General features: G+C 69.1%; 22 protein-coding genes. All 22 read left to right on the top strand.

Annotated features, from left to right (window positions below; translation table 11 throughout):
* The first annotated feature begins 88 nt into the window (after window positions 1-88).
* On the top strand, window positions 89-619 hold the full coding sequence (locus tag AB0P25_RS03615) for a hypothetical protein (RefSeq protein ID WP_363805421.1): 531 nt from the start codon (window positions 89-91) through the stop codon (window positions 617-619).
* On the top strand, window positions 616-1,758 hold the full coding sequence (locus AB0P25_RS03610) for a histidine kinase (protein WP_363805420.1): 1,143 nt from the start codon (window positions 616-618) through the stop codon (window positions 1,756-1,758). The genes AB0P25_RS03615 and AB0P25_RS03610 overlap by 4 nt, the downstream gene beginning before the upstream one ends.
* Complete coding sequence (locus tag AB0P25_RS03605) at window positions 1,755-2,414, top strand: response regulator transcription factor (protein WP_363805419.1); 660 nt, start codon at window positions 1,755-1,757, stop codon at window positions 2,412-2,414. Before AB0P25_RS03610 ends, AB0P25_RS03605 begins: the two co-directional genes overlap by 4 nt.
* Before the next feature lie 63 nt (window positions 2,415-2,477).
* The gene (locus AB0P25_RS03600) at window positions 2,478-2,792 is read left to right on the top strand and encodes a hypothetical protein (RefSeq protein ID WP_363805418.1); all 315 of its coding nucleotides are present in this window, start codon (window positions 2,478-2,480) and stop codon (window positions 2,790-2,792) included.
* Entirely contained in the window at window positions 2,789-3,112 is a 324-nt protein-coding gene (locus AB0P25_RS03595; protein ID WP_363805417.1) for a type II toxin-antitoxin system PemK/MazF family toxin, read from the top strand. The genes AB0P25_RS03600 and AB0P25_RS03595 overlap by 4 nt, the downstream gene beginning before the upstream one ends.
* A 55-nt stretch (window positions 3,113-3,167) precedes the next feature.
* On the top strand, window positions 3,168-4,223 hold the full coding sequence (locus AB0P25_RS03590; protein WP_363805416.1) for an aldehyde reductase: 1,056 nt from the start codon (window positions 3,168-3,170) through the stop codon (window positions 4,221-4,223).
* A gap of 276 nt (window positions 4,224-4,499) precedes the next feature.
* Window positions 4,500-7,997, top strand: coding sequence for a DNA-directed RNA polymerase subunit beta (gene rpoB, locus AB0P25_RS03585; RefSeq protein ID WP_363805415.1), 3,498 nt, complete (start codon window positions 4,500-4,502; stop codon window positions 7,995-7,997).
* A gap of 49 nt (window positions 7,998-8,046) precedes the next feature.
* The gene (gene rpoC, locus AB0P25_RS03580; protein WP_363806235.1) at window positions 8,047-11,922 is read left to right on the top strand and encodes a DNA-directed RNA polymerase subunit beta'; all 3,876 of its coding nucleotides are present in this window, start codon (window positions 8,047-8,049) and stop codon (window positions 11,920-11,922) included.
* 87 nt (window positions 11,923-12,009) lie between these two features.
* Window positions 12,010-12,234 (top strand): hypothetical protein, encoded by a 225-nt coding sequence (locus AB0P25_RS03575; protein WP_363805414.1) that lies wholly within the window; start codon window positions 12,010-12,012, stop codon window positions 12,232-12,234.
* A gap of 161 nt (window positions 12,235-12,395) precedes the next feature.
* Complete coding sequence (locus tag AB0P25_RS03570) at window positions 12,396-14,066, top strand: ATPase, T2SS/T4P/T4SS family (protein ID WP_363805413.1); 1,671 nt, start codon at window positions 12,396-12,398, stop codon at window positions 14,064-14,066.
* Window positions 14,067-14,112: 46 nt separating this feature from the next.
* Window positions 14,113-15,690 (top strand): PilT/PilU family type 4a pilus ATPase, encoded by a 1,578-nt coding sequence (locus AB0P25_RS03565; protein WP_363805412.1) that lies wholly within the window; start codon window positions 14,113-14,115, stop codon window positions 15,688-15,690.
* On the top strand, window positions 15,690-16,919 hold the full coding sequence (locus AB0P25_RS03560) for a type II secretion system F family protein (protein WP_363805411.1): 1,230 nt from the start codon (window positions 15,690-15,692) through the stop codon (window positions 16,917-16,919). Before AB0P25_RS03565 ends, AB0P25_RS03560 begins: the two co-directional genes overlap by 1 nt.
* 157 nt (window positions 16,920-17,076) lie before the next feature.
* Window positions 17,077-17,538 (top strand): prepilin-type N-terminal cleavage/methylation domain-containing protein, encoded by a 462-nt coding sequence (locus tag AB0P25_RS03555; protein WP_363805410.1) that lies wholly within the window; start codon window positions 17,077-17,079, stop codon window positions 17,536-17,538.
* A gap of 126 nt (window positions 17,539-17,664) precedes the next feature.
* The gene (locus AB0P25_RS03550; protein ID WP_363805409.1) at window positions 17,665-18,078 is read left to right on the top strand and encodes a prepilin-type N-terminal cleavage/methylation domain-containing protein; all 414 of its coding nucleotides are present in this window, start codon (window positions 17,665-17,667) and stop codon (window positions 18,076-18,078) included.
* Complete coding sequence (locus AB0P25_RS03545; protein ID WP_363805408.1) at window positions 18,075-18,650, top strand: hypothetical protein; 576 nt, start codon at window positions 18,075-18,077, stop codon at window positions 18,648-18,650. Before AB0P25_RS03550 ends, AB0P25_RS03545 begins: the two co-directional genes overlap by 4 nt.
* Entirely contained in the window at window positions 18,641-20,308 is a 1,668-nt protein-coding gene (locus AB0P25_RS03540; protein ID WP_363805407.1) for a hypothetical protein, read from the top strand. The genes AB0P25_RS03545 and AB0P25_RS03540 overlap by 10 nt, the downstream gene beginning before the upstream one ends.
* A 4-nt stretch (window positions 20,309-20,312) precedes the next feature.
* On the top strand, window positions 20,313-21,140 hold the full coding sequence (locus tag AB0P25_RS03535) for a prepilin peptidase (protein WP_363805406.1): 828 nt from the start codon (window positions 20,313-20,315) through the stop codon (window positions 21,138-21,140).
* A 24-nt stretch (window positions 21,141-21,164) separates the two neighbouring features.
* Window positions 21,165-22,214: a type IV pilus assembly protein PilM gene (pilM, locus tag AB0P25_RS03530; RefSeq protein WP_363805405.1), complete on the top strand. Its 1,050-nt coding sequence runs from the start codon at window positions 21,165-21,167 to the stop codon at window positions 22,212-22,214.
* A complete protein-coding gene (locus tag AB0P25_RS03525) occupies window positions 22,211-22,975 on the top strand; it encodes a hypothetical protein (protein WP_363805404.1) in 765 nt (254 codons plus the stop codon). The genes pilM and AB0P25_RS03525 overlap by 4 nt, the downstream gene beginning before the upstream one ends.
* Window positions 22,975-23,730: a hypothetical protein gene (locus AB0P25_RS03520; protein WP_363805403.1), complete on the top strand. Its 756-nt coding sequence runs from the start codon at window positions 22,975-22,977 to the stop codon at window positions 23,728-23,730. The genes AB0P25_RS03525 and AB0P25_RS03520 overlap by 1 nt, the downstream gene beginning before the upstream one ends.
* Window positions 23,731-23,818: 88 nt before the next feature.
* A complete protein-coding gene (locus AB0P25_RS03515) occupies window positions 23,819-24,967 on the top strand; it encodes a hypothetical protein (RefSeq protein ID WP_363805402.1) in 1,149 nt (382 codons plus the stop codon).
* 14 nt (window positions 24,968-24,981) lie between these two features.
* Window positions 24,982-25,476 carry a DUF6121 family protein gene (locus AB0P25_RS03510; RefSeq protein ID WP_363805401.1) on the top strand — a complete coding sequence of 165 codons (495 nt, stop codon included), beginning with the start codon at window positions 24,982-24,984 and terminating at the stop codon, window positions 25,474-25,476.
* Window positions 25,477-25,479 lie beyond the last annotated feature (3 nt).

Here is a 25,479-nt window from a genome sequence, read left to right as displayed (position 1 = left end):
CGCGCTCCTCCCGGAGCCCGCCGGATCTCCACCCGGCCTCCACCCGGGGGTGGTCCCGGCGCTCGCGGCCGAACGGGAGGCTGAGGACATGACACTCCAGATGATCGCCAACGGCCTCCTGATCCTCCTGCTGATCGTATGGATCGGCGTGCGCCAGATGACCTGGCGCCCGGTCGTGCTGAGCCGGATGTGGCGCTCGCCGCTGATCCTCGGCATCGTCGGCCTGGCACTGATCGCGCAGCAGGTGAAGCCGGCATCGATCACTCCGCTCGACATCGCGGTGCTCGTCGGCGAACTCCTCTTCTCGCTGGCCGTCGGCGCGTGGATGGGTGGGATCGCCCACTTCCGCCGGCTGCCGCAGCCGGTTCCCGCCGGTAAGGACGGACGCGACCTCGCGGTCTACGAATCCCGCACGGGAGGCTGGGGCATGGCGCTCTGGCTGGTGGTCGTCGCGGTGCGCATCGTCGTGGACGTGCTGGCTTCCCAGGCCGGGGCGCATCTGGCCTCCGCGACCGGCGTCATCCTGCTCGTCTTCGCGGCCAACCGGGTGGCCCGCACCGCGGTGTTCGCCGCGCGGCTCGAGCGTCACGCCGCCGTCGGCCGCATGATGGTCGAGTGATCGTCTCCTCGCGACCCGGCGGCCTCGCCCTCGCGCTGACCGTCTTCGGCGCGGCGGCCGTCGGCTACGGCCTCGTCACCACCCACAGCGGCTCGCGTCCGCTGTGGGTGGTCGTCGTCGCGTTCGGTTCCCTCGCGCTGTGGGTCGCGCGCAGCGTGCTGGCACACTACGGGCTCGCTCGCTCGGCTCTCGTCTGCATCCTTCTGTCGACGGTTCTGGGGGCGATCACGGCGGCGCCTACGGACGGACTGACGGTCGTGCCGGCGGCGGTCGGTGTGCTTGCCGTCCTGGGGGACATCGCCGTGCCCCTGTGGGGCGGGTTCGCCCTCGGCGCCCTCGCGCTGCTCCTGACGGCCGTAAGCGCGGTGCCCGTCGGGACGCCGGTGCCCGCGCTGCTCTCGATGCTGGGCGGCATCCTGCTCGGCGCGTTCGGCGGCCTCAGCCGTCGCCAGTTCCGGCGGGCAGAGGAGCGGGAGGCGCTGCTGCGGGAGCAGGAGGCGGCGATGCGCGAGGAGGCCTCCCGGGTCGCGCTCGCCCGTGACCTGCACGACGTACTCGCGCACAGCCTGGGCGGGCTGGTGATGCAGCTGGACGCGGTGGACGCGCTGCTCGAGGCGGGCGATACCGCCGCCGCGCGTTCCCGTGTCATCGACGCGCGGGGTCTCGCGGCCGACGGCCTCGCCGACGCCCGCCGCGCCGTCGCGGCGCTGCGGGCACCCGCCTCGCCGGGTCCTGCAGAGACGGTGGCAGCGGACGACATCGAGCGGACCCTCCGCGACCTGGTGTCGGCGCACCGCTCGCTCGGCGGGGCCATCGAGTTCACGGTCGAGGGCCAGGGCCGGGTTCTCACCGCCGATGTGGCCGCGGCACTGCAGCGCGCTCTTCAGGAGGCGCTGAGCAACGCCCGCAAGCACGCGCCCGGCGCGCCGGTGGACGCACGCCTGTCCTGGCAGACTGACCGCGTGCGCCTCGTCGTCTCCAATCCGCTGACTGCGCCGCATCCCGAGCTCGCGGCCTCCGGAGGCGGCCACGGCCTCGACGGGATGCGCGAGCGCTTCGGCGCCCTTCCGCACGGCGCTACGGTGACCGCGTCCGCCGAGGCCGGACGGTTCACCGTGACGGCGGAGGCGCTGCTGTGAACGACGCCGCGCGCATCCGGGTGGCGGTGGCGGACGACCAGGCGATCGTCCGGGACGGCCTCGTCACAGTGCTCGGGCTCCTGCCGGATGTCGAGATCGTGGGCGAGGCGTCCGACGGCGCAGAGGCGGTCGCGCTCGCCGTGGCCGAGCATCCGGACGTGCTCCTGATGGACCTGCGCATGCCCGGCCTCGACGGCGCCGCCGCGACGGCGCGGGTGACGGCCGAGGCGCCCGGCACCGCCGTCCTGGTCCTCACCACCTACGCCGACGACGCCTCGATCGTCGCGGCGCTCCGGGCGGGCGCCCGGGGGTACCTGACGAAGGACGCCGGCCGCGCCGAGCTCGCGGCGGCGGTCCGCGCCGTCGCGAGCGGGCAGGCGACCTTCGCGCCGGAGATCGGCGCACGCCTCATCCACTCGCTCACCGCGTCGACACCCGCCGAGCCGGAGCCGGTCGACGCGCTCCTCGCCCGCTTCCCGACCCTCACCCGCCGCGAGGCCGAAGTGCTGGCGCTGGTCGCCGACGGCCTCAGCAACGCCGAGATCGCCGGCACCCTCTACGTCGGCGTCTCCACCGTCAAGACGCACATCAACGCCCTCTTCGCCAAGCTGGCGGTCCGCGACCGCGCCCAGGCGATCGCGCTCGTCCGCTCCTGAAGAAAGAATGCATGCATCACTTTTCGGGTTGATGTGCATCACGGCTTCGGCGAGACTGGGGATATGAGCGCGCTCGCTACTCCCTCGACGCCCCGGCGACGACTGTCGGTGCCCCTGACCGATCGGGACGAGGAGGAGCTGAAGGTCGTCCGTCGTTCGCCGGCCCGCCTGTCCGCGCTGATCGACGTGGATGCGCGCGCGAGCGACGCCCAACTCGTCCACGCCGTCTTCGAGGCCGGGCTGGAGCATCTGCGCGAAGCCGAGGAGGCCGCCGAGTACGAGGCACTGGCCGCAGACGACGAGTGGGCGGACGCAGAACGCCGCCGTCGCGAAGGGCGTGCGCGTGCGGGCCGACGGGGCGGGTCCCAGAGCCGGTGAGTGAGTACCGGCGGGGCGAGGTGTACCTCGCCAGGATGCCCGGCTTCGACGAGGCGAAGCCGTACCTCGTCGTCAGCAACAATCGGCGCAACGCGGGTCTGGAGAGCGTGCTGGTGGTCCGGATCACCACGACGTTGAAGCGCAACCTGCCCAGCATCGTCGCGGTGCCGGACGGGGAATGCGTCGTCGGCCGCGTCCTCTGCGACGACGTGCAGCCGATGTACCCGGAGGACGTGCAGCGCCGGCTGGGCGGCCTGAGCCCGCGGACCATGCGCTCCGTCGAGGACGGGCTGCTCGCCGCCTTCGACATTCGCCGCTGAGCCCGCTCCTGACCCACCGGTAGCGCAACCGCCCCCGCCGGGGAAGGATGGCAGCGTGACCGACCCGACCACCCCCGACCTCGTCCTGGTGACCGGCGGCTCCGGCTTCGTCGGCGCGCACTGCGTCCTCGCCCTGCTCGAGGCCGGATACCGCGTGCGCACCACGATCCGAACGCCTGCCCGCGCCGCCGACGTGCGCTCGCAGGTGGCCGCCGGCGGCATCGACGATCCCGGTGACCGGCTCGAGTTCGCCATCGCCGACCTGACCTCCGACGACGGGTGGGCGGACGCGGTCGCCGGGTGCCGCTTCGTGCTGCACGTCGCGTCCCCGTTCCCCTCGGTGCAGCCGAAGGACCCGGACGAGCTCATCCGCCCGGCGCGCGACGGCGCACTGCGCGTGCTGCGCGCCGCCCGCGACGCCGGGGTCGAGCGGGTCGTCCTCACCTCCTCGTTCGCGGCGATCGGCTACGGCCACGAGCCGACCGACCGCGCCTTCACCGAGGAGGACTGGACCGAGCTCGACAGCGGCCGGCCGATCAGCGCGTACGTGCGCTCCAAGACGCTGGCGGAGCGCGCGGCGTGGGACTTCATCGCGCGGGAGAGCGGCGCGCTTCAGCTGTCCACCGTGAACCCGGTCGGCATCCTGGGCCCGGTGCTCGGGCCGGACGTGTCCAGCTCGGTCGAGCTGGTCCGGCTGGTGAAGGAGGGACGCCTCCCGCGCCTGCCCGACGCGTACTTCGGCGTGGTGGACGTGCGCGATGTCGCCGCGCTGCACCTGCTGGCGATGACGCGACCAGAGGCGGCGGGCGAGCGCTTCCTCGCGATCGCGGGCGACGTGATGGGTGTGCAGGAGGTCGCCCTCCTCATCCGCGGCCATCTCGGCGAGGCCGCCGGGCGACGGGTCAGCACGAAGCTCATGGCGCCGTGGATGCTGAAGGCCGCCGCGCCGTTCAGCCGGCGGGTCCGCGAGTTCCTGCCCGACCTCGGGAAGGCGCGGCGGGCGTCGAGCGAGAAGGCTCGGCGCGTACTCGGCTGGTCTCCGCGGACGCGAGAGGAGGCCGTCTTGGCGACCGTCGACACCCTCCCGACCTACCGTTCGCACCGGTCCTGAGCCCGGGAATACATGCACGGGACTCGCGTTATACATCAGGACGTGTCTTCGGTCAAGAAAAGACTGGACACGGCGCGTCTATTTGACATATAGTTGTTCTTTGCGCTCCCAGTCAAAATTCTGCCTTCATATTGCGGTCGGCTCTGACTCCTACCCGCGCGCCTGGTCCCGTCCTTTCGGGTCAGATACGGCGACGCGATGCGACTGGGGGTTCTCGTCCAGACAACTCCACCACCGACAGTAACTGGCCCGACGGGGCCCACGGAGGTTATTTCCTTGGCTGCTGCGCGCAACGCAACCAACAACGACAAGACACCCAAGAACGGACGGGCCGCATCCCGTCTCTCGTTCGCAAAGATCACGGACACCCTCACGGTTCCCGATCTGCTCGCACTGCAGACGGAGAGCTTCGACTGGCTGGTCGGAAACGACGCGTGGAAGGCTCGCGTCGCCGAGGCCGAGGCACAGGGTCGTCAGGATCTGCCCGCCAACACGGGCCTCGAGGAGATCTTCGAGGAGATCTCTCCCATCGAGGACCTCGGCGAGACCATGCAGCTCTCGTTCACGAACCCCTTCCTCGAAGAGAAGAAGTACTCGATCGACGAGTGCAAGGAGAAGGGCAAGACCTACGCGGCCCCGCTCTACGTCGAGGCCGAGTTCATGAACCACCTCACCGGTGAGATCAAGACGCAGACGGTCTTCATGGGCGACTTCCCGCTCATGACCGAGCGCGGAACGTTCATCATCAACGGCACCGAGCGTGTCGTCGTGTCGCAGCTCGTCCGCTCGCCGGGCGTGTACTTCGAGGCCACCGCCGACAAGACGTCCGACAAGGACATCTACTCGGCGCGCGTGATCCCGAGCCGCGGCGCGTGGCTCGAGTTCGAGATCGACAAGCGCGACCAGGTCGGTGTCCGCATCGACCGCAAGCGCAAGCAGTCGGTCACCGTGTTCCTGAAGGCGCTGGGCCTCACGAGCGAGGAGATCCTCTCCGAGTTCGCCGGCTACCAGTCGATCGAGCTGACCCTCGAGAAGGACGCCATCCTCACCAAGGAGGAGGCGCTCAAGGACATCTACCGCAAGCTGCGTCCGGGTGAGCAGGTCGCCGCCGAGGCCGCGCGTGCGCTCCTCGACAACTTCTACTTCAACCCGAAGCGCTACGACCTCGCCAAGGTCGGCCGCTACAAGATCAACCGCAAGCTCGGCCTCGAGGCCCCGCTCACGGACTCGGTGCTGACCGTCCAGGACATCATCGCCACGATCAAGTACCTGGTCGCCCTGCACGACGGCCGCACCACGTTCCGCGGCCTGCGCAACGGCGTCGAGACCGACATCCGTCTCGACATCGACGACATCGACCACTTCGGCAACCGTCGTATCCGCGCCGTCGGCGAGCTCATCCAGAACCAGGTCCGCACCGGTCTCTCCCGCATGGAGCGCGTCGTCCGCGAGCGCATGACCACGCAGGACATCGAGGCGATCACGCCGCAGACCCTGATCAACGTGCGCCCCGTCGTCGCCGCGATCAAGGAGTTCTTCGGAACGTCGCAGCTGTCGCAGTTCATGGACCAGAACAACCCGCTCGCGGGTCTGACCCACAAGCGCCGCCTCTCCGCGCTCGGCCCCGGTGGTCTGAGCCGTGAGCGCGCCGGCGTCGAGGTCCGTGACGTCCACCCGTCGCACTACGGCCGCATGTGCCCGATCGAGACGCCGGAAGGCCCGAACATCGGTCTGATCGGCTCGCTCGCGTCCTTCGCGCGCATCAACTCCTTCGGCTTCATCGAGACGCCGTACCGCAAGGTCGTCGAGGGCCGGGTCACCGACCAGATCGACTACCTGACCGCTTCCGAGGAGGACGACTTCGTCGTCGCGCAGGCCAACGCCCCGCTCGACGCGAACGGCCACTTCGTCGAGGAGCGCGTGCTCGCCCGTCAGAAGGGCGGCGAGGTCGACCTGATCCCCGCCGATGAGATCGGCTACATGGACGTCTCCCCGCGCCAGATGGTGTCGGTGGGTACCTCCCTGATCCCGTTCCTCGAGCACGACGACGCCAACCGAGCCCTCATGGGTGCGAACATGCAGCGCCAGGCGGTGCCGCTGCTCCGCTCGGAGAGCCCGGTCGTCGGTACCGGTATGGAGGGCTACGCGGCCATCGACGCCGGTGACGTGGTCACCGCCGACAAGTCCGGTGTGGTCACCGAGGTCTCGGCCGACGCGGTCACCGTGATGGCGGACGACGGCACGTACCAGACCTACTACCTGCGCAAGTTCGACCGCTCGAACCAGGGCACCTCGTACAACCACCGCGTGGTCGTCGACGAGGGTGACCGCATCGAGCAGGGCGAGGTCGTCGCCGACGGTCCCGCGACCGAGAACGGCGAGCTCGCGCTCGGCAAGAACCTGCTCGTCGCGTTCATGCCGTGGGAGGGTCACAACTTCGAGGATGCGATCATCCTCAGCCAGAACCTGGTGAAGGACGACACCCTCTCCTCGATCCACATCGAGGAGTACGAGGTCGACGCCCGCGACACCAAGCTCGGCAAGGAGGAGATCACCCGCGACCTCCCGAACGTCAGCCCGGACCTCCTGGCCGACCTCGACGAGCGCGGCATCATCCGCATCGGCGCCGAGGTGCGCCCCGGCGACATCCTCGTCGGCAAGGTCACGCCGAAGGGCGAGACCGAGCTGTCGGCCGAGGAGCGCCTGCTCCGCGCGATCTTCAACGAGAAGAGCCGCGAGGTGCGCGACACCTCCCTCAAGGTCCCGCACGGCGAGGAGGGCACCATCATCGGTGTCAAGGTCTTCGACGCGCAGGACGGCGACGACGAGCTGGGCTCCGGCGTGAACCAGCGCGTGGTGGTCTACATCGCTCAGAAGCGCAAGATCACCGCGGGTGACAAGCTCGCCGGCCGTCACGGCAACAAGGGCGTCATCTCGAAGATCCTGCCGGTCGAGGACATGCCGTTCCTCGCCGACGGAACTCCGGTCGACGTGATCCTGAACCCGCTGGGTGTTCCGGGCCGCATGAACTTCGGTCAGGTCCTGGAGATCCACCTCGGGTGGATCGCCAAGAACGGTTGGGAGATCAAGGGCAAGCCGAAGTGGGCCGCTGAGCTCCCCGAGGCCGCCTTCTCGGCCGCGCCGAACACGAAGGTCGCGACCCCGGTGTTCGACGGTGCGAAGGAGGAGGAGATCGCGGGTCTGCTGGACTCGACCCTCCCGACGCGCGACGGCGACCGCCTGATCGGTTCCTCCGGTAAGACGCAGCTGTTCGACGGCCGCTCCGGCGAGCCGTACCCGGACCCCGTTTCGGTCGGCTACATGTACATCCTGAAGCTGCACCACCTGGTCGACGACAAGATCCACGCCCGTTCGACCGGCCCGTACTCGATGATCACCCAGCAGCCGCTCGGTGGTAAGGCGCAGTTCGGCGGTCAGCGCTTCGGTGAGATGGAGGTGTGGGCCCTCGAGGCCTACGGTGCCGCGTACGCGCTGCAGGAGCTCCTGACTATCAAGTCGGATGACATCCTCGGCCGCGTCAAGGTCTACGAGGCCATCGTCAAGGGTGAGAACATCCAGGAGCCGGGCATCCCCGAGTCCTTCAAGGTCCTCATCAAGGAGATGCAGTCCCTCTGCCTGAACGTGGAGGTCCTTTCGGCCGACGGCCAGGCGGTCAGCCTGCGCGACTCGGACGACGAGGCCTTCCGCGCCGCGGAGGAGCTGGGCATCAACATCTCCTCCCGCTTCGAGTCCTCGTCGATCGACGAGATCTAAGCGGCAGCCAGACCAACTGACGAATCTTCAATAGGAGAGAGTGAACACATTGCTCGACGCAACAACTTTTGACGAGCTGCGTATCGGCCTGGCCACTGCTGACGACATCCGTCGCTGGAGCTACGGCGAGGTCAAGAAGCCCGAGACCATCAACTACCGCACGCTCAAGCCCGAGAAGGACGGCCTGTTCGGAGAGCAGATCTTCGGACCGTCCCGCGACTGGGAGTGCTCGTGCGGCAAGTACAAGCGCGTCCGCTTCAAGGGCATCGTCTGCGAGCGCTGCGGCGTGGAGGTCACCAAGTCCTCCGTCCGTCGTGAGCGCATGGGCCACATCGAGCTCGCCGCCCCGGTGACGCACATCTGGTACTTCAAGGGTGTGCCCAGCCGTCTCGGCTACCTGCTCGACATGGCGCCGAAGGACCTCGAGAAGGTCATCTACTTCGCCGCCTACATGGTGATCGAGGTGGACGAGGAGGGTCGCCACGCCGACCTCCCCGGCCTCGAGAACGAGCTGCGCCTCGAGATCAAGACGCTGTCCGACCAGCGCGACGCCCGCGTCGCCGAGCGTCTGCAGCGCCTCGAGACCGACCTCGCCGCTCTGGAGGAGGAGGGTGCCAAGGCCGACCAGAAGCGTCGCGTCAAGGACACCGCCGAGAAGGAGATGGGCCAGCTGCGCAAGTCCTTCGACGAGGACATCGCCCGCCTGGAGCGCGTGTGGGAGTCGTTCCGCACCCTCAAGGTCGGCGACCTCAAGCCGGAGGACGCGGACTTCAACGAGCTCCTCGACCGCTACGGCCTCTACTTCGAGGCCTACATGGGCGCCGAGGCGATCAAGCGCCGCCTGCAGGCCTTCGACCTGAACCAGGAGGCCGAGCTGCTCCGCGAGCAGATCGCCACCGGCAAGGGCCAGAAGAAGATCCGCGCGATCAAGCGCCTGCGCGTGGTGTCGTCGTTCCTGGCGACCGGCAACTCGCCGGCCGCGATGGTGCTCGACGTGGTCCCGGTGATCCCGCCGGAGCTGCGCCCGATGGTCCAGCTCGACGGTGGCCGCTTCGCCACCTCCGACCTGAACGACCTGTACCGCCGCGTGATCAACCGCAACAACCGTCTCCGTCGTCTGCTCGACCTCGGTGCTCCCGAGATCATCGTGAACAACGAGAAGCGCATGCTGCAGGAGGCCGTCGACGCGCTGTTCGACAACGGCCGCCGCGGCCGCCCCGTGACGGGTACCGGCAACCGCGCCCTCAAGTCCCTCAGCGACATGCTGAAGGGAAAGCAGGGTCGTTTCCGCCAGAACCTGCTCGGAAAGCGCGTGGACTACTCGGGCCGTTCGGTCATCATCGTGGGTCCGCAGCTGAAGCTGCACCAGTGCGGTCTGCCCAAGCAGATGGCGCTGGAGCTGTTCAAGCCGTTCGTCATCAAGCGCCTGATCGACCTGAGCCACGCTCAGAACATCAAGGCCGCGAAGCGGATGGTGGAGCGTTCGCGCCCGCAGGTGTGGGACGTGCTCGAGGAGATCATCCGCGAGCGCCCCGTGCTGCTGAACCGTGCGCCTACGCTGCACCGTCTGGGCATCCAGGCGTTCGAGCCGCAGCTGGTCGAGGGCAAGGCCATCCAGCTCCACCCGCTCGTCTGCGCCGCGTTCAACGCGGACTTCGACGGCGACCAGATGGCGGTGCACCTGCCGCTGTCGGTGGAGGCCCAGGCCGAGGCCCGCATCCTGATGCTCGCCTCGAACAACATCCTGAAGCCGTCCGACGGCCGCCCGGTCACCCTGCCCTCGCAGGACATGATCATCGGTCTGCACCACCTCACCACCGTCCGCGAGGGCGCTGAGGGTGAGGGTCGCGCGTTCTCCTCGGTCTCCGAGGCGATCCTCGCGAAGGACCAGGGCACGCTGCACCTGAACGCCAAGGTGAAGATCCGCCTCGACAACTACGTGCCGTCCGACGCGGCCGACACGGGTGCCGAGCCGATCACCGCGATCGTCGAGACCACGCTGGGCCGCGCCCTCTTCAACGAGGCGCTCCCGGCCGACTACCCCTACGTGGAGGATGTCGCCGACAAGGGCACGATCTCGTCGATCGTCAATGCCCTCGCCGAGCGGTACCCGAAGGTGGAGGTCGCCGCGGCGCTCGACCTGATCAAGGACGCCGGCTTCTACTGGGGCACCCGCTCGGGCGTCACGGTGTCGCTGAGCGACATCCTGACCCCGCCGAACAAGGCGCAGATCGTGGCCGGCTACGAGAAGAAGGCGGCGAAGATCACCTCCGAGTTCGAGAAGGGTCTCACGACCGACCTCGAGCGTCGTCAGGAGCTCGTCAAGATCTGGACCGAGGCCACCAACGAGGTCGCCGAGGCCATGCGCGCCAACTTCCCGGCGGACAACACCATCAACCGCATGGTGACGTCCGGTGCCCGTGGTAACTGGCTGCAGGTCCGCAACATCGCCGGTATGCGCGGTCTGGTGAACAACCCGAAGGGTGAGATCATCCCCCGTCCGATCATCTCCTCGTACCGCGAGGGTCTGTCGGTGGCGGAGTACTTCATCGCGACGCACGGTGCCCGTAAGGGTCTGGCCGACACGGCTCTCCGTACGGCGGACTCGGGCTACCTGACCCGTCGTCTGGTGGACGTCTCGCAGGATGTCATCATCCGCGAGGACGACTGCGGCACGACCAAGGGTCTCGACCTGCCGATCGCCACGGTCGGTGCGGACGGCACCCTGACCCGCGACCCGAACGTCGAGAACTCGGTGTTCGCCCGGACGCTGGCCGCTGACGCGGTCGGCACGGACGGCTCCGTGGTCGCGAAGGCGGGCGAGGACGTGGGCGACGTGCTCATCGACAAGCTGGTCGCCGCCGGCGTCACCGACATCAAGGTCCGCTCCGTGCTGACCTGTGAGTCGGCGGTCGGCGTCTGCGCCGCCTGCTACGGCCGTTCGCTCGCGACCGGCAAGCTGGTGGACATCGGCGAGGCGGTCGGCATCATCGCCGCCCAGTCGATCGGTGAGCCCGGAACCCAGCTGACGATGCGTACCTTCCACACGGGTGGTTCGGCCTCCGCGGACGACATCACCCAGGGTCTGCCGCGCGTCCAGGAGCTGTTCGAGGCGCGTACCCCGAAGGGTGCGTCCCCGATCGCCGAGGCCGCCGGCCGCATCGTCATCGAGGAGACGGACAAGTCCCGCAAGGTCATCCTGACCCCGGACAACGGCGACGAGCCGCACGTCTACCCGGTGCTGAAGCGCTCCACCCTCCTGGTGGAGGACGGCCAGCACGTCGACCTCGGCCAGCAGCTGATCGTCGGCACGGTCGACCCGAAGGAGGTTCTGCGCGTCAAGGGTGTCCGCGAGGTGCAGAAGCACCTGGTGGGCGGCGTGCAGGGCGTCTACCGCTCGCAGGGTGTGCCGATCCACGACAAGCACATCGAGGTCATCGTCCGCCAGATGCTCCGCAAGGTCACCGTCGTCGACCATGGCGACACCGACTTGCTGCCGGGTGAGCTCGTCGACCGTTCGCGGTACAACGAGATCAACCGCGCTGCGCTGCAGGAGGGCAAGAAGACGGCGTCCGCCCGTCAGGAGGTCATGGGTATCACCAAGGCCTCGCTGGCGACCGAGTCGTGGCTGTCGGCCGCGTCCTTCCAGGAGACCACCCGCGTCCTGACGCAGGCGGCCATGGAGGGCAAGTCCGACCCGCTGATCGGTCTCAAGGAGAACGTCATCATCGGTAAGCTCATCCCGGCCGGTACGGGCCTGTCCCGCTACCGCAACGTGTCGGTCGAGGCGACGGAGGAGGCCAAGGCGGAGCGGTACCCCAACCGCATCTTCGCCGACGACTCCGCGTTCAACGAGAGCGACCTGAGCTTCGTCGACTTCGACAGCTTCAGCTCGGACGACTACACCCCGGGCACCTACAACTAAGCAGGTACCCGTACGACCTGGGCCCCCGGCTTCCGCCGGGGGCCCTTCGTCGTTTCCGGGCTCATCCGGTCTGGAAGAATGGACGCCATGTGGCGCCAGCTCCTCCAGTACACCGACACCGCCGGCCGGGCCATGCTCGGCTTCGGGGCGGTGCTGCTGGTCGTCGCCGTGGTCAGCTTCGTCGTCGGCGTCGCGCAGGCCGTCTCCGGCCACGCCGCCGCGACCCTCCCGTACTGGCTGACGACCATGGGATGCGCGGTGCTCGCCGGCGTGCTCGTGTACCTCGCGAGCCGCCGCGGCAAGCTGCGCTGAGGCGCGCCCCCCGGTCGCGGGGCACCCGGTCGCGGGACTGTTGTCCTGATCAGCACGCTGATTAGTGTGACTACGCCCGACCGGCAAGGGATCTCGCCCCTGCCGCAGGGTCTGCCGTTCACCCGACTCCGTCGGCAGCCGCTCTTCCGTAGGAGGTCCCCGTGGCGTCCATGACCGAAATCCTCATCCTCCACGGCCACCTGCCGATCGAATACCTCGACCGCGTGGCGACCGAGCCCACGGCGGACGAGGCCGTCGTGCGCGAACTCATCGACCGTGGCGCCATCTCGTCCGCGCAACTCGCGCGCGCCCGCGCGGCGCAGGCGGGCCTCCCGTTCGTCGAGCTGGCCGACTACCCCGTCGACCGCACGGCGGTCGCCGCCGTCCCCGCCGCGATCTGCCGGCGACACAGCGTCCTCCCCATCGGCTTCGAGGGGGACGTCCTCGTCCTGGCCATGCAGAATCCGGGCGACGTCTTCGCCATCGACGACGTCCGGGCTTCCGCTCGCCTCGCCGTCCAGAGCGTGGTCGCCGAGGCCGGCGACCTGCTCGGCGCGATCGACCGCTACCTGCGAGCGGACGACGAGCTCAGCGACCTCTCCAACACGCTGGAGGAGGAGAGCAACGCCGAACAGCAGGCGACCATCGCCATCGCCGAGGCGAGCGAGGACGACGCGCCCATCGTGCGCTTCGTCAACCTGCTGGTGAGCCAGGCCATCCAGGACCACGCTTCCGACATCCACATCGAGCCGGGGGAGAACGAGCTCCGGGTGCGGTACCGCATCGACGGCGTCCTCCACGAGATGCAGAGCGCGCCGAAGAGCATCCAGAACGGCGTGACCAGCCGCCTGAAGATCATGAGCGACATCGACATCGCCGAACGACGCAAGCCGCAGGACGGCCGCATGTCCGTCGCGCACGGCGGTCGGCAGATCGACCTCCGCGTCGCCACCCTGCCGACGGTGTGGGGCGAGAAGGTCGTCATGCGAATCCTGGACAACTCGAACACGAGCATGTCCTTGCGCGATCTCAACCTGCTCGATCGCAATGCCCGCGCCTTCGAGGCCGCCTACACGAAGCCCTACGGGATGATTCTCGTCACCGGTCCGACGGGGTCCGGCAAGTCGACGACGCTGTACACGACGCTGAACGCCGTGTCGCGCCCCGAGATCAACGTGATCACGGTCGAGGACCCGGTGGAGTACCGCATGGCGGGGATCAATCAGGTCCAGGTGAACCCCAAGGCCGGGCTGACCTTCGCGAGCGCGCTGCGCAGCATCCTGCGGAGCGACCCGGACGTGGTCCTGCTCGGTGAGATCCGCGACCACGAGACGGCGCAGATCGCCATCGAGGCGGCCCTCACCGGACACCTCGTCCTCTCGACGCTGCACACCAACGACGCCCCGAGCGCCGTCACGCGCCTGGTGGAGATGGACATCGAGCCGTTCCTCGTCGGCTCCGCCCTGGACTGCGTGGTCGCTCAGCGGCTCGCGCGCCGCCTCTGCGAGCGCTGCAAGGCGCCGAAGGAGCTGAGCGACGAGGACGTGCGTCGCCTGCGGGTCACCGGGGACGGGGAGAGCGCCCTCCCGACCGTCTTCCAGCCGATCGGCTGCACCTTCTGCTCGAACACCGGCTTCCGGGGGCGTCTCGCCCTCCACGAGGTCATGACGGTGACCGAGGAGATCGAGCGGCTGGCGGTCAGCCGTGCCTCGAGTGCCGAGATCGAGCGGACGGCGCGGGCGCAGGGCATGCTGACCCTCCGCGAGGACGGCTGGGAGAAGGTCAAGCTCGGACTGACCTCGATCGAGGAGATCCTCCGGGTGGTCGCATGAGCATGAACGACGCAGCACTGAGCCGACAGACGAATGGAGTCGACCGATGAGCACGTGGGAACCGCCCGAGGGCAAGCCGATCTACGAGATCCCCGTCACCCCCGAACGGATGCGGCCGGACGAGTGGTTCCCGGCTCCGGTCGCGGCGCCCACGACACCGCCGGTCGCATTCCCGGCTCCGCCGGCGGCACCGGCTGCGCACGAGGCGCCCCAGGAGGTGCCGCAGCCTCTGACGCGCGCCGCTGCCCGCCTTCGCGCGGTGGAGGACCTGCCGCCTGCCGGTCAGCCGTTCGCTCAGCCATTCCCGCAGCCTGTCGCTCAGCCGGTTCCGCAGCCTGTCGCTCAGCCGGTTCCGCAGCCCATCCAGCAATCCGTCGCTCAGCCGGTCGCGCAGCCCGAACCCGAGCCCGCGCGGGAGCCGGACGTCGCTCCGGTCGCCACGCTGACCGACGCGGAACGCGAAGCGCTCGCCAAGGCCGACCCGGAGCTCGTCGAGGCTCTTCGTCAGATCGTCGAGCAGCGCGGCTCAGACCTCCACGTCACGGTCGGCGCTCCACCGATGATCCGCGTGGACGGCGGCCTGCGTCCGGTCGGAACTGGAGCGCCGTGGGATCGCCCGCGCGTCGAGAAGGCTCTGTTCAGCCTCCTCACGGACCGGCAGGCGGACGTGTTCCGCCGGGAGCTCGAACTCGACTTCGCCTTCACGATCTCGGCCAACGCGCGCTTCCGCGTCAACCTGTACCAGCAGCGCGGCGCCTATGGTGCGGCGTTCCGTCTCATCCCGACCGAGATCAAGCAGCTCGCCGATCTCGGCATCCCCGCGGCCGTCGGCGAGTTCGCCGGCCTGCCGCGCGGTCTGGTCCTCGTCACCGGTCCGACGGGCTCGGGCAAGTCGACGACCCTCGCCGCGCTCATCGACCTCGTGAACGCGAACCGGAGCGACCACATCGTCACGGTCGAGGACCCGATCGAGTTCATGCACACGCACAAGCGCTCGATCGTCAACCAGCGCGAGGTCGGCCACGACACGCACAGTTTCGCGAACGCCCTCAAGCATGTCCTGCGTCAGGACCCCGACGTCATCCTCATCGGCGAGCTCCGCGACCTGGAGACGATCTCCGTCGCGCTGACCGCGGCCGAGACCGGCCACCTCGTCTTCGCCACCCTGCACACGCAGGATGCGCCCCAGACCATCGACCGTGTCATCGACGTCTTCCCGCCCCACCAGCAGGACCAGGTGCGAGCCCAGCTCGCCGCGACGCTCCAGGGCGTGGTCTGTCAGACCCTGGTGAAGCGTGCGAACGGGAAGGGCCGCGCCGTGGCGACCGAAGTCCTCAAGATGACGCCCGCCATCGCCAACCTCATACGCGAGGGGAAGACGTACCAGGTCGCCTCCATGATGCAGGCCGGCCGCGACCTGGGTATGCACACGATGGACCAGCAGCTGGCCGACCTTGTGAACCGCGGCGTCATCACGCACCGCGTCGGACTCGAGAAGGCGCACGACCCGTCCGGTTTCAGCCGGCTCGTGCAGCGGGTCGAGTCACCCGGTGAGGCCTCCGCCCGGGCTCTCGCGGCGTCGGAGGTCGACTTCGGCGACTCCTACTCCGGGACGGTGCGCTGATGGCCGGCTCAGCGGCCTACGCGTACACCGGGCGGAACGCCGCGGGGAAGCTCGTCCGCGGCAAGCTGGACGCGGCCAGCGAAGGCGCGGTGGTGTCCCGGATGCAGGCCATGGGCCTCTCCCCAGTCGCCATCAACGAGGCGTCCGCGGGGACAGGCCTGCAGCGCGAGATCACCATCCCCGGCTTCCAGCACCGTGTGAAGCTCAAGGAGCTCGCCATCCTGAGCCGGCAGATGGCGACCATGATCGGCTCGGGCATCTCGATCCTGCGGACGCTGACGATCCTCGCCGACCAGGCCGAGGGCAAGCGGCTCCCGGAGATCATGGCGAAGGTGCGCGAGGACGTCGAGGAGGGCACCGCGCTGTCCACCGCGATGGCGGCGCATGCCGAGGACTTCCCGCCCCTGATGATCAACATGATCCGGGCGGGTGAGGCCGGCGGCTTCCTCGATCACGCGCTCGACTCGGTCGCGACCAACTTCGAGAAGGAGGTCAAGCTCCGCTCCACGATCAAGTCCGCGATGACCTACCCGGTCGTCGTGCTGGTGATGTCGCTCGTCGCCGTCATCGTGATGCTGGTCTTCATCGTGCCGATCTTCAAGAAGATGTTCGAAGGCCTCGGCGGCCAGCTGCCGCTGCCTACGCAGATCCTCGTCACCGTCTCGGAGTCGATGGTCTGGGTAGGCCCCATCCTCCTGGTCGCCATCATCGCCTTCTGGCTGTGGTGGCGAAACAACAAGAACAAGAGCGAGGTCCGAAAACAGGTCGACCGGCTCAAGCTGCGGCTGCCGGTCTTCGGCCCGCTGTTCAAGAAGATCGCCATCGCGCGGTTCGCCCGGAACTTCTCGAGCATGATCGGCGCCGGCGTGCCGATCCTGCAGGCCCTCAGGATCGTGGGCGAGACCTCCGGCAACTGGGTGCTCGAGGACGCGCTGACACGGGTGGCGGAGTCCGTCCGTCGCGGCGAGTCGATCGCCAAGCCTCTCATCGCCGAACCGTTCTTCCCGCAGATGGTCTCCCAGATGATCGCGGTCGGGGAGGACGCCGGCTCGATGGAGATCATGCTCGAGAAGGTGGCGACCTTCTACGACGACGACGTGGAGGCCACCACCGAGGCCCTGACGTCACTGATCGAGCCGCTGCTGATCGCCTTCCTCGGCGTGGTGGTGGGCGGCATGATCGTGTGCCTCTACCTGCCCATTTTTCAGATCACATCCCTCATCCACTAAGGGCCACGGCCCCCGCATTGGGGCGGAAAACCCCTGGAAAACCCCCCAATCGCGGGATTCTGCTCCAATTTCGCAGCCCCATAGCATCGGCCATCGGATGGACCGAAACCGATCCTCCCTCACACCCGCACCGACCGCCCGACCGAATGGACAAGCAATGTACTTCCGCCTCATGGGCAAGCTGAACGCTCGCCGCAACAACCTCACCGAGCAGTCCGAGAAGGGCTTCACCCTCATCGAGCTCCTCGTCGTCGTGATCATCATCGGCATCCTCGCCGCGATCGCGATCCCGATCTACATCGGCGTCCAGAACGGCGCGAAGGAGAGCTCGGTCAAGTCCGACCTCACCAACGCCAAGACCGCGTACGTCGCCGCCTACACCCAGTTCGGCACCACCGTCACCACCGCGCCGACCGGCGTGCTGGACCCGACGGCCGTCGTCAGTGGAACCACCAAGTGGTCTGACCTCGGTGTCACCAACAGCGTCACCTACGGCGCGGGCCAGGCCCCGTCCGTGACCGGCAACTGGACCACGTTCTGCATCGCAGCGACCAGCCCCGACACCCAGAAGACCTTCCACATCGACCAGTCGGGTGGGGTCAAGGACAACGCCTGCTGATCCCGTCGGCGGGAGGACCGGACTCGCCCGGTCCTCCCGCCCTCAGCTGCGTTTCGCAGCACCACCCCGGCGCCCCGAACGCCGAATTTGCCTCCCCCCACCCGAATGAACACCTGGGAGCGACCGATGATCCGCAGACTGGAGCGATCCGAGGACGAGGGCTTCACCCTCATCGAGATCCTCATCGCCATGCTGCTTCTCGCGATCCTGTCGCTCGCCCTTCTGCCGTCCCTGATCGGCATCCTCAAAGCTTCCGTCCGCAACGTGAGCGTCGCGACGGCCACCCAGTTCGTGAACCGGAACCTCGTCGACGCGCGGACGATCGGCACCACCTGCGCGGCACTCCAGTCGTACGGCGCGGCCGTCGTCGGAACGCTCACAGACGACCGCGGAGTCACGTTCTCCACAACACGCACGGTCGGCCCCTGCCCGGCGACCTACCCCGGTACCGTCAAGGTCAGCGTGACGGTCATGAGCAGCAACAGCCTGCAGGCCGTCGCCACCGGTTCGACTTTGGTGATCGTACGGAGTGCATCATGAACGCCATCCCGACGCGACGTCCGTCGCAGGATGCCGGCCTGACGCTCGTCGAGCTCACCGTCGCCATGGCGCTCTCGGTGCTCCTCATCGGGGTCGCGGTCGGCCTCTTCGCTTCCGCGGCGAAGTCGCAGAACACCATCTCCAGTCGTTCCTCCGCCTCCACCGGGGCGCAACAGGCGATGCGAAGCCTGACCCAGGGGATCGAGAACGCCTCCGAGTTCACCGTCCAGACGAGCGGATCCGACATCATGCTCGTCGCCCGGACCGCCGGGACCGCTGCGACCCTCACCTGGGGATGCCGTGCCTGGTACTACCAGGCGTCGACGAAGACGATCCGCATGAGCTCGACGCCGGACGGGACGAAGATCCTCCTTCCGACGACGACGCAGCTCGCGTCGTGGACGCGGCTCGCCGGCGGAATCACCCCCGTGGGCACGACCCCGATCTTCCAGGCCGTCGGCCAGAACCTGCAGGTCGGTTTCATCGCGACCGTGTCCTCCGGCCAATCCGTGACGATGCAGACGACCATCCTCCAGCAGACCGGAGTAGGAGCGAGCGGCACATGCTACTGATTCGGCTGAGGGCACGCCTGCGTGCCGTGATCGCGGGCGACGCCGAGAAGGGCTTCGCGCTCGGTGGAGTCGTCGCGCTGATGGCGGTCTCCCTCCTCCTCATCGCCCTCATGAGCAGTTCGGTGGTGTACGCCATCGGGTTCAGCACAGCGACTCGTGCCGGCGTGCAGGCTCAGGGCGCGGCGGAGGCCGGGATCGCGGCAGCGACCGTGGGCCTCGAAACGGGCACCTGCTCCGCTGTCGGAGCGGTGTACCAGAGCGCGGCCGGGCAGACGCCGGTCTATCGCGCCGTGGTCTACGTGCCCGGCGGATCGGGCTGGGTGCAGGGCTGCCCCGCGGCCGGAAACACGAACGTGCGCATCCTGTCCAACGGTACGGCCGCGAACGGCGGCACTGCCGGGCAGAAGGGCAACGACCAGAAGACGCTGGAGACGGTCCTGGGGCCGTCGACGCAGCCCACGCAGATCGCGGCGACCGGTCCGGCCGTGTACGCCTATTCGTCCAGCAACTTCGGCGGCTCGGGGACCTTGCTCTCGGTCGATGGCTCCAGCCCCAAGGTGATGATCGACACCGGCAACGTGAACTGCGACGGAGCATCGAGCGGCGCCTCCGACCTCGTCGTCCAGAACGGCAATCTGACGATGTCCGGCTCCTGCAGCGTCACCGGCAACGTGTGGGCCAGTGGGGCGCTGTCGGTCAACGGTGGTGTCCAGGTCGGCGGCAATGCGGTCGCCAACTCCATCTCCATCCCGAGCGGCGCGATCCGCGGGAGTGCATGGTCCGCCTCCACGACCTCCCTCTCCGGCGGCTCGAGCTACATCTACGGCAACCTGACGTCGACGACCACCACCTTCAACTCGGGCGGGTACATCGGCGGCAATATCTGGAACTACGGCACCATCACGCTCGACTGGGGCGTCAAGGTGATCGGAAATGCCACCGGAAAGGTCGTCCAGTACACCAATCGGCCGACCACCCTCGGGTCGTACACTCCCACTGCCCCGAGCGCACCGGGTGCCTCTCCCTATGCGCAGCCGGCGGCGCCGACGGTGCCGAACTGGGTGGACTACAGTTACGTCCCCAGCGCGTGGACCGGCTTCACGCAGGTGGTGCTGCCATCCGGAAACTGCACCATCGCGACGCTCCGCAGTGCCATCACCACGCTGGCCGGAGCCAAGGGGCTGATCGATGCACGCAACTGCAGCAACGGGGTCACCCTGACGGGTAGCGACCAGCTCGCCATCTCGAACGATGTCGCCTTTTTCGCGAAGACGATCACCATCGGCAACAGCGGCGGCATCGTCCCGAGCGCGCCGGCACGCGTCTGGTTCATCAACCCGGACACGGTCGCGAACGGGACGCCGACGTGCGGTTCCGGCAACAGCTTCTCCGTCTCCGGAGCACCCGTATTCCAGAACGCGGCGGGGACTATCAAGGCCTCCGTCATGATGTACTCGCCGTGCAACGTGACCGTCAGCACGGGCGTGAAGTTCAACGGCCAGGTGTTCGCCGGCACCGCGGATATCTCCGGTGGTGCGCAGATCGGTTTCGTCGCCGTCGGGCTCCCCGGAGTGGACCTCTCCACCGGATCGAGCTCCGGCAGCACGACCACCACGACGACGCGCAGCGTGGTCTCGAACCGGAACTACCAGGGGTGAGGCCATGATCGCCGTCCTCGCCGGAGTGTTCGGATCCCTCATCGGGTCGTTCCTCAACGTCGTCGTCTACCGCGTGCCCGCCGGCCGCTCGATCGTCGCGCCGCCCAGCTCGTGCCCGTCCTGCGGCTCACGCATCCGCGGTTTCGACAACATCCCCGTCGTCTCCTGGCTGGTGCTGCGCGGGCGCTGCCGAGACTGTGCGGCCCCGATCTCGGTCCGGTATCCGGCCGTCGAGCTGTTCACCGCTCTCGCCTTCGCCGCCGTCGCGGTCTGGCGCCTTCCCGCTCTCGTCAGCGCTGCGGCCGTCGGCTCCGCGCCGCACATCGCCGCGTCGGTGCTCCAGACCGCCGCCTACCTCTTCCTCGCGGCGATCTCCGTGGCTCTCGCGCTGATCGACCTCGATACCCACCGCCTGCCCGACCGGATCGTGCTTCCGGCATACGTCGTGGGCGGCGGGCTCCTGATCGTCGCGGCGGTGCTCACGGGCGACGGGTGGACCCTGCTCCGCGCCTTCGCGGCCGGAGCGGGCGCATCCCTCTTCTACCTCGTCCTCGCGCTGGTGAAGCCCGGGGCCATGGGGCTGGGCGACGTCAAGCTCGCCGGGCTCCTCGGCCTGTACCTCGGCTGGGTGGGCTGGAGCGCCGTCATCGTGGGCATCTTCGGCGGCTTCGTGATCGGCGGCCTCGTCGCTGTGGCGCTGCTCGCTGCTCGTCGCGCGCGCTTCGGCGGGGGCATCCCGTTCGGCCCGTCGATGCTCGCGGGCGCGTGGATCGGATTGGTCGCAGGCCCTGCGATCTGGAACGGCTATCTCGCGCTGGTGGGGCTCGCATGACCGCGCCCGGAAAGAAGGACTGACATGGCGAACACTGTGGTCGGGATAGACATCGGCAGCGCGAGCATCCGCGCGGTCGAGCTCATCGACGCCGAGAAGCCGAAGCCCACCCTCGTCCGCTTCGGACGTGTGGACGTGCCCCTCGGCGCCGTCCGCCGCGGCGAGGTCATCGAGGCCGCCACGGTCGCCGGGCTCCTCAAGAAGCTGTGGGCCGAGTCCGGCTTCAAGAGCAAGCGCGTCGTCCTCGGGATGGGAAACCAACGCGTGTTCGCACGTGACCTCACCGTCCCGCGCGCCCCGCTCCCGCGCATCCGCGAGTCGCTGCCGTTCCTCGTGCAGGAGATGCTGCCGTTGCCGGTCTCCGAGACGATCCTCGACTTCTACCCCACCGGGGAGGGGATGGGTGAGCACGGGCCGACCGTCAACGGGCTTCTGATCGCAGCCGTGAAGGATGCGATCCTCGCCAATGTGAAGGCCGTCCAACTGGCCGGTCTCACGCCGGTCGAAGTCGACCTGATCCCCTTCGCCCTGCAGCGCGCCCTCGTCACGCGCCCGCGGGTGGCCGGGACGGTGGCACTCATCGACGTCGGCGCGAGCACGACCACCGTCGTCGTGGCCAAGAACGGAGTGCCGGAGTTCGTCCGCCTCATCCCGACCGGTGGGGACGACCTGACGGCCGCGCTCAGCACCCGGCTCGAGATCACCGCTCATCAGGCCGAGAACGTGAAGCGGACAGTGGGTCTGGGAACGACCGCGAACGACGCCGAGCACCATGCGCAGCTGACGGTGATCCACGAGGTCGTCAACGAACTGCTCGGCAGCCTGCGGAACACGATCGCGTACTTCTCGAACACGCGCGCGGACTCGCCGGTGGAGCGGATCGTCCTGGCGGGCGGCGCGGCGCAGCTGCCGGGCTTCGGAGCGGCATTGGCCGAGTACACGCGCCTTCCGGTCAGCGAGGGCGAACCGTTCTCGACGATCGGTGTCTCCCGCAACCTGACCGCCGAGCAGCTGCGACTGCACGAGCGTGAGATCACGGTGGCCCTGGGCCTGGCGATGGGAAGTGCAGCATGAGCGCGGCGACCGAGGCAGCGGCGGCGGCGACAACCGGGGCGCGCGCCTCGCGCGGATCGGCGGCTGCACGAACCAAGAAGGCGAAGGCGCAGCCGACCCCGAAGCCGACCGCCGTCGACATCCGGATCGGAGCGGAACCCCGCGTCGACCTCCTCCCCGCCGAGATACGCACGGCGCGCAAGCACGAGCAGATCGTCCGCCGGATGATCGTCGGGCTGATCGGCGCGGTCGCGGTCGTCGCCGTCGCCGTGATCGGCGCGAATGCGCTGGCTTTCTCCGCGGGATTCTCGCTCGGGCTTGAGCAAGCACGCGGCACGCAGATCCTGCAGGCGCAGGGGAAGTACAACTCCCTGCGGGCCACACAGTCCGAGCTCGCGCTGGTGAAGGCCGCCCAGGCGGTCGGCGGGGCGACCGAGATCGATTGGAACACGCGTGGCACCGACCTCATCGGCGCCCTTCCGCCCGGGGCGGCGATCACGAACGTGACGATCGACTCCGCCACCCCGGTCACCCTGTACCAGCAGTCGACCGTGCCAGGGGCCACCCCGCGCGTCGCCTCCGCGACGGTGACGATCACCGCGCCGAGCCTGCCCGTGGTCAGCCAATGGCTCGACACGATCGGCTCGCTGCCGGATGTCGTCGAGACGGACGCCGGTGCTGTGACGCTCCAGTCCGAAGGTTCCTATAAAGCCATCGCCACGATCCGCTACGGAGTCAGCGCGTGGGACGGCAAGTACCTGCCGAAGTCGGGGAGCAAGTGATGGACAAGAACAAGCTGCTCATGATCCTGATCGGGGCGGGCACCGTCGCCATCCTCGTCGGGGGGTTCTTCCTCGGCGTCCAGCCGTCGCTGCAGGCGGCCGCCGCCGCCGACGCGGCACGCCAGGCGGCCTTCGCGACCAACCAGGTGAACCAGGCCGCCCTGGATGCGCTGGAGTCGCAGAACAAGAAGATCGGCGAGCTGACGGGTGAGCTCGAGACGTTGCGCCTGTCCGTGCCCTCCGAGCAGAACATGGCGTCGTTCATCGACGCCGTCGACGCCGCGGCGGCAGCGGAAGGCCTGGTCGTCCAGGATGTGACGCCGGCCGATGCCACCGCCTACGCCCCGCAGGGAGCGTCCGCCCCCGCGCCACAGCCCTCCGCCACGGCGACACCGTCTCCCTCGGCCACTCCGACCCCGACGCCGACGCCGGCCCCGGGAGCTGCCGCGTCGCCGGCCGGGGCCCAGGCGCCGGCGGTCCACACCGATCCGTCCATCTCGGCAGCGAACTTCCTCGCGATCCCGGTGAAGATCGGGGTCGGCGGCCCGCTGGCCCACACGATCGCCTTCGTTCACCGTCTGCAGACCGGGTCGAGGCTGTTCCTGGTCAGCGGGCTCGACGGCGGCGTCGACGGCGGCGCCAAGCCGGCCGCCGGAGCTTCCGCCACCGCCGCTCCGGCAGCGCCCACCGAGACGTACTCGATCAGCGGCTACGTGTACGTGCTGGCGAAGGCGGCTGCACCGGCGTCCAAGTAACCCCGCCCCGCCCCGCCTCCCTGGACACGGCGGGCCCCGTTGCTACAGTGGGGCGCAACGGGCCCGCCGGGCCGATGGAGGAGCCAGGATGAGCGACACGCCGGACGCGCCCAAGCGCGCGACCTACGAGCCTGCGCCGGACGCCGACCAGGTCGCGCCCGCGACCGCCCCGGCCGAGTCGGCCGCCGCGGAGCCGAGCACCGACACCGGCGCCCAGGTGGTCGAGCCGCCGTCGAACCCGGTCTCCGCTCGCGGACACCTCAACCGTCCCGCTGAGGAGGACGCGGCCGCCGTTCCGGCCACGCCGGAGCCGCAGCAGCGCGCCGCCATCGCCGAGCCCGAGCCCGTCGTCGCGTCCGATGACGACGTCGCCGCCGCCGTCGCGCGCAACAGCGCACAGCCCGGAGCCGCCGGCGCCACCGCCGCAGGCGACGCCACGGTCGACACCGCATCCCCGGCCGAGTCCGCCACCCCGGTCATCGCCGCCGCCGAGGCCGCCAACCTCCGCGAGAACACCGACGCGCCGACCACCGCCTACCCGACCGCTCCGGCAGGTGAGGCGACCACCGCCGTCGCCCCCGCCGCCGGAGCCGCAGCAGGCGCGGCTGCCGCCACGACGGCCGCCGCCCCGCAGCCGGTCGCCCCAATCTACCTCGCGCGCCCCGAGGCGCCGAAGAAAAAGAGCAACCGTGGCGTCGGCATCCTCATCGCCCTCGTCGGCACCGTCGCCTTCGCTGTGCTCTGGGCCGCCGCCGTGCTCATCGTCGGCTCGCTGCTCACGCCGAGCGACGAGTTCGGGCCCGCGCTGCTCCAGTTCTTCACCGGCGGTCCGGCGTTCGGCCTCCGCGGCTGGGCTCCCGTGCTCGCGTTCTTCATCGGGATGGTCGTCCTCATCCAGATCCTGAACCGCGTTCGGTGGTGGGCCTACATCCTCGGCGGCCTGTTCGTCGCCGTGTTCGTCTACCTGGTCTACATCGGCGCCAACCTGGTGGATGCGCAGTACTGGCTCCGCACTCCGAGCGAGTTCAACGTCCTCCTCCGCAGCGCCTGGGTGAACCCGTTCGCGGTGCTCGCCGGCGTCATCGCCCGCGAGATCTCCATCTGGACCGGTGCGTGGCTCGCCGCCCGTGGCCGCAAGCTGAAGGCGCGCAACGCCGAAGCGCAGGCCGACTACGAGCAGCAGGTCGCCGACGCGCAGAACCAGGCCGCCGCCGCGTACGCGCAGCAGGGGTACTGACCGGCGGGTGATCCATGCGTGACGAGCGTGCGTACGCCGTCGTGGTCGCGTTCTTCGCGACCGGGCTCTACCTCGCGCTGCTCGTCGCCGCGTTCGGACTGATCGCCCTCGCGACCGACAGCGACCCGATCGACGACCCGGCGGCGGGTCCGCTGCTCGGGCCGATCATGGTGATCGCGGCGTCGCTGATGCTGCTGGTCTTCCTCATCGTCCTCGGCGTCCGCGTGCCCGCCGACCGCCAGCGCGTGTCGCCGGGCGTCGCGCTCGGGGTGGGCGTCGCCTGCTACGCCGTCTTCATCGCAGCGGGCGGTATCGCGGGCGCGTTCGCGCATCCCGGCGACCCGTTCCACTACATCCTGTTCGCATTTGCACAGCTGCTGCGCTGGCCCGCGATCACGGTCGGCCTGGCCGCGTTCCTCGTCACCCTGCTGTACCAGCTGGTGCTCGTCGGCCGCTTCCGGCAGCGTGGGCGTCCGCGCTGGCCGTGGGAGCGCGACGAGGAGGAGTGACGG

This window comes from Leifsonia sp. NPDC077715 (assembly GCF_040686855.1).
Lineage (GTDB): Bacteria > Actinomycetota > Actinomycetes > Actinomycetales > Microbacteriaceae > Leifsonia.
Note: the sequence above shows the minus strand (reverse complement) of the source record. Positions and strands in the feature narration are given on the sequence as shown.

What these genes read in the sequence shown, in the direction of transcription:
- AB0P25_RS03615 (WP_363805421.1), top strand. Translation starts at nt 89, where the DNA reads ATGACACTCCAGATGATCGCCAACGGCCTCCTGATCCTCCTGCTGATC.
- AB0P25_RS03600 (WP_363805418.1), top strand. Translation starts at nt 2,478, where the DNA reads ATGAGCGCGCTCGCTACTCCCTCGACGCCCCGGCGACGACTGTCGGTG.
- AB0P25_RS03575 (WP_363805414.1), top strand. Translation starts at nt 12,010, where the DNA reads ATGTGGCGCCAGCTCCTCCAGTACACCGACACCGCCGGCCGGGCCATG.
- AB0P25_RS03565 (WP_363805412.1), top strand. Translation starts at nt 14,113, where the DNA reads ATGAGCACGTGGGAACCGCCCGAGGGCAAGCCGATCTACGAGATCCCC.
- AB0P25_RS03560 (WP_363805411.1), top strand. Translation starts at nt 15,690, where the DNA reads ATGGCCGGCTCAGCGGCCTACGCGTACACCGGGCGGAACGCCGCGGGG.
- AB0P25_RS03555 (WP_363805410.1), top strand. Translation starts at nt 17,077, where the DNA reads ATGTACTTCCGCCTCATGGGCAAGCTGAACGCTCGCCGCAACAACCTC.
- AB0P25_RS03550 (WP_363805409.1), top strand. Translation starts at nt 17,665, where the DNA reads ATGATCCGCAGACTGGAGCGATCCGAGGACGAGGGCTTCACCCTCATC.
- AB0P25_RS03545 (WP_363805408.1), top strand. Translation starts at nt 18,075, where the DNA reads ATGAACGCCATCCCGACGCGACGTCCGTCGCAGGATGCCGGCCTGACG.
- AB0P25_RS03540 (WP_363805407.1), top strand. Translation starts at nt 18,641, where the DNA reads ATGCTACTGATTCGGCTGAGGGCACGCCTGCGTGCCGTGATCGCGGGC.
- AB0P25_RS03535 (WP_363805406.1), top strand. Translation starts at nt 20,313, where the DNA reads ATGATCGCCGTCCTCGCCGGAGTGTTCGGATCCCTCATCGGGTCGTTC.
- pilM (WP_363805405.1), top strand. Translation starts at nt 21,165, where the DNA reads ATGGCGAACACTGTGGTCGGGATAGACATCGGCAGCGCGAGCATCCGC.
- AB0P25_RS03525 (WP_363805404.1), top strand. Translation starts at nt 22,211, where the DNA reads ATGAGCGCGGCGACCGAGGCAGCGGCGGCGGCGACAACCGGGGCGCGC.
- AB0P25_RS03520 (WP_363805403.1), top strand. Translation starts at nt 22,975, where the DNA reads ATGGACAAGAACAAGCTGCTCATGATCCTGATCGGGGCGGGCACCGTC.
- AB0P25_RS03515 (WP_363805402.1), top strand. Translation starts at nt 23,819, where the DNA reads ATGAGCGACACGCCGGACGCGCCCAAGCGCGCGACCTACGAGCCTGCG.
- AB0P25_RS03510 (WP_363805401.1), top strand. Translation starts at nt 24,982, where the DNA reads ATGCGTGACGAGCGTGCGTACGCCGTCGTGGTCGCGTTCTTCGCGACC.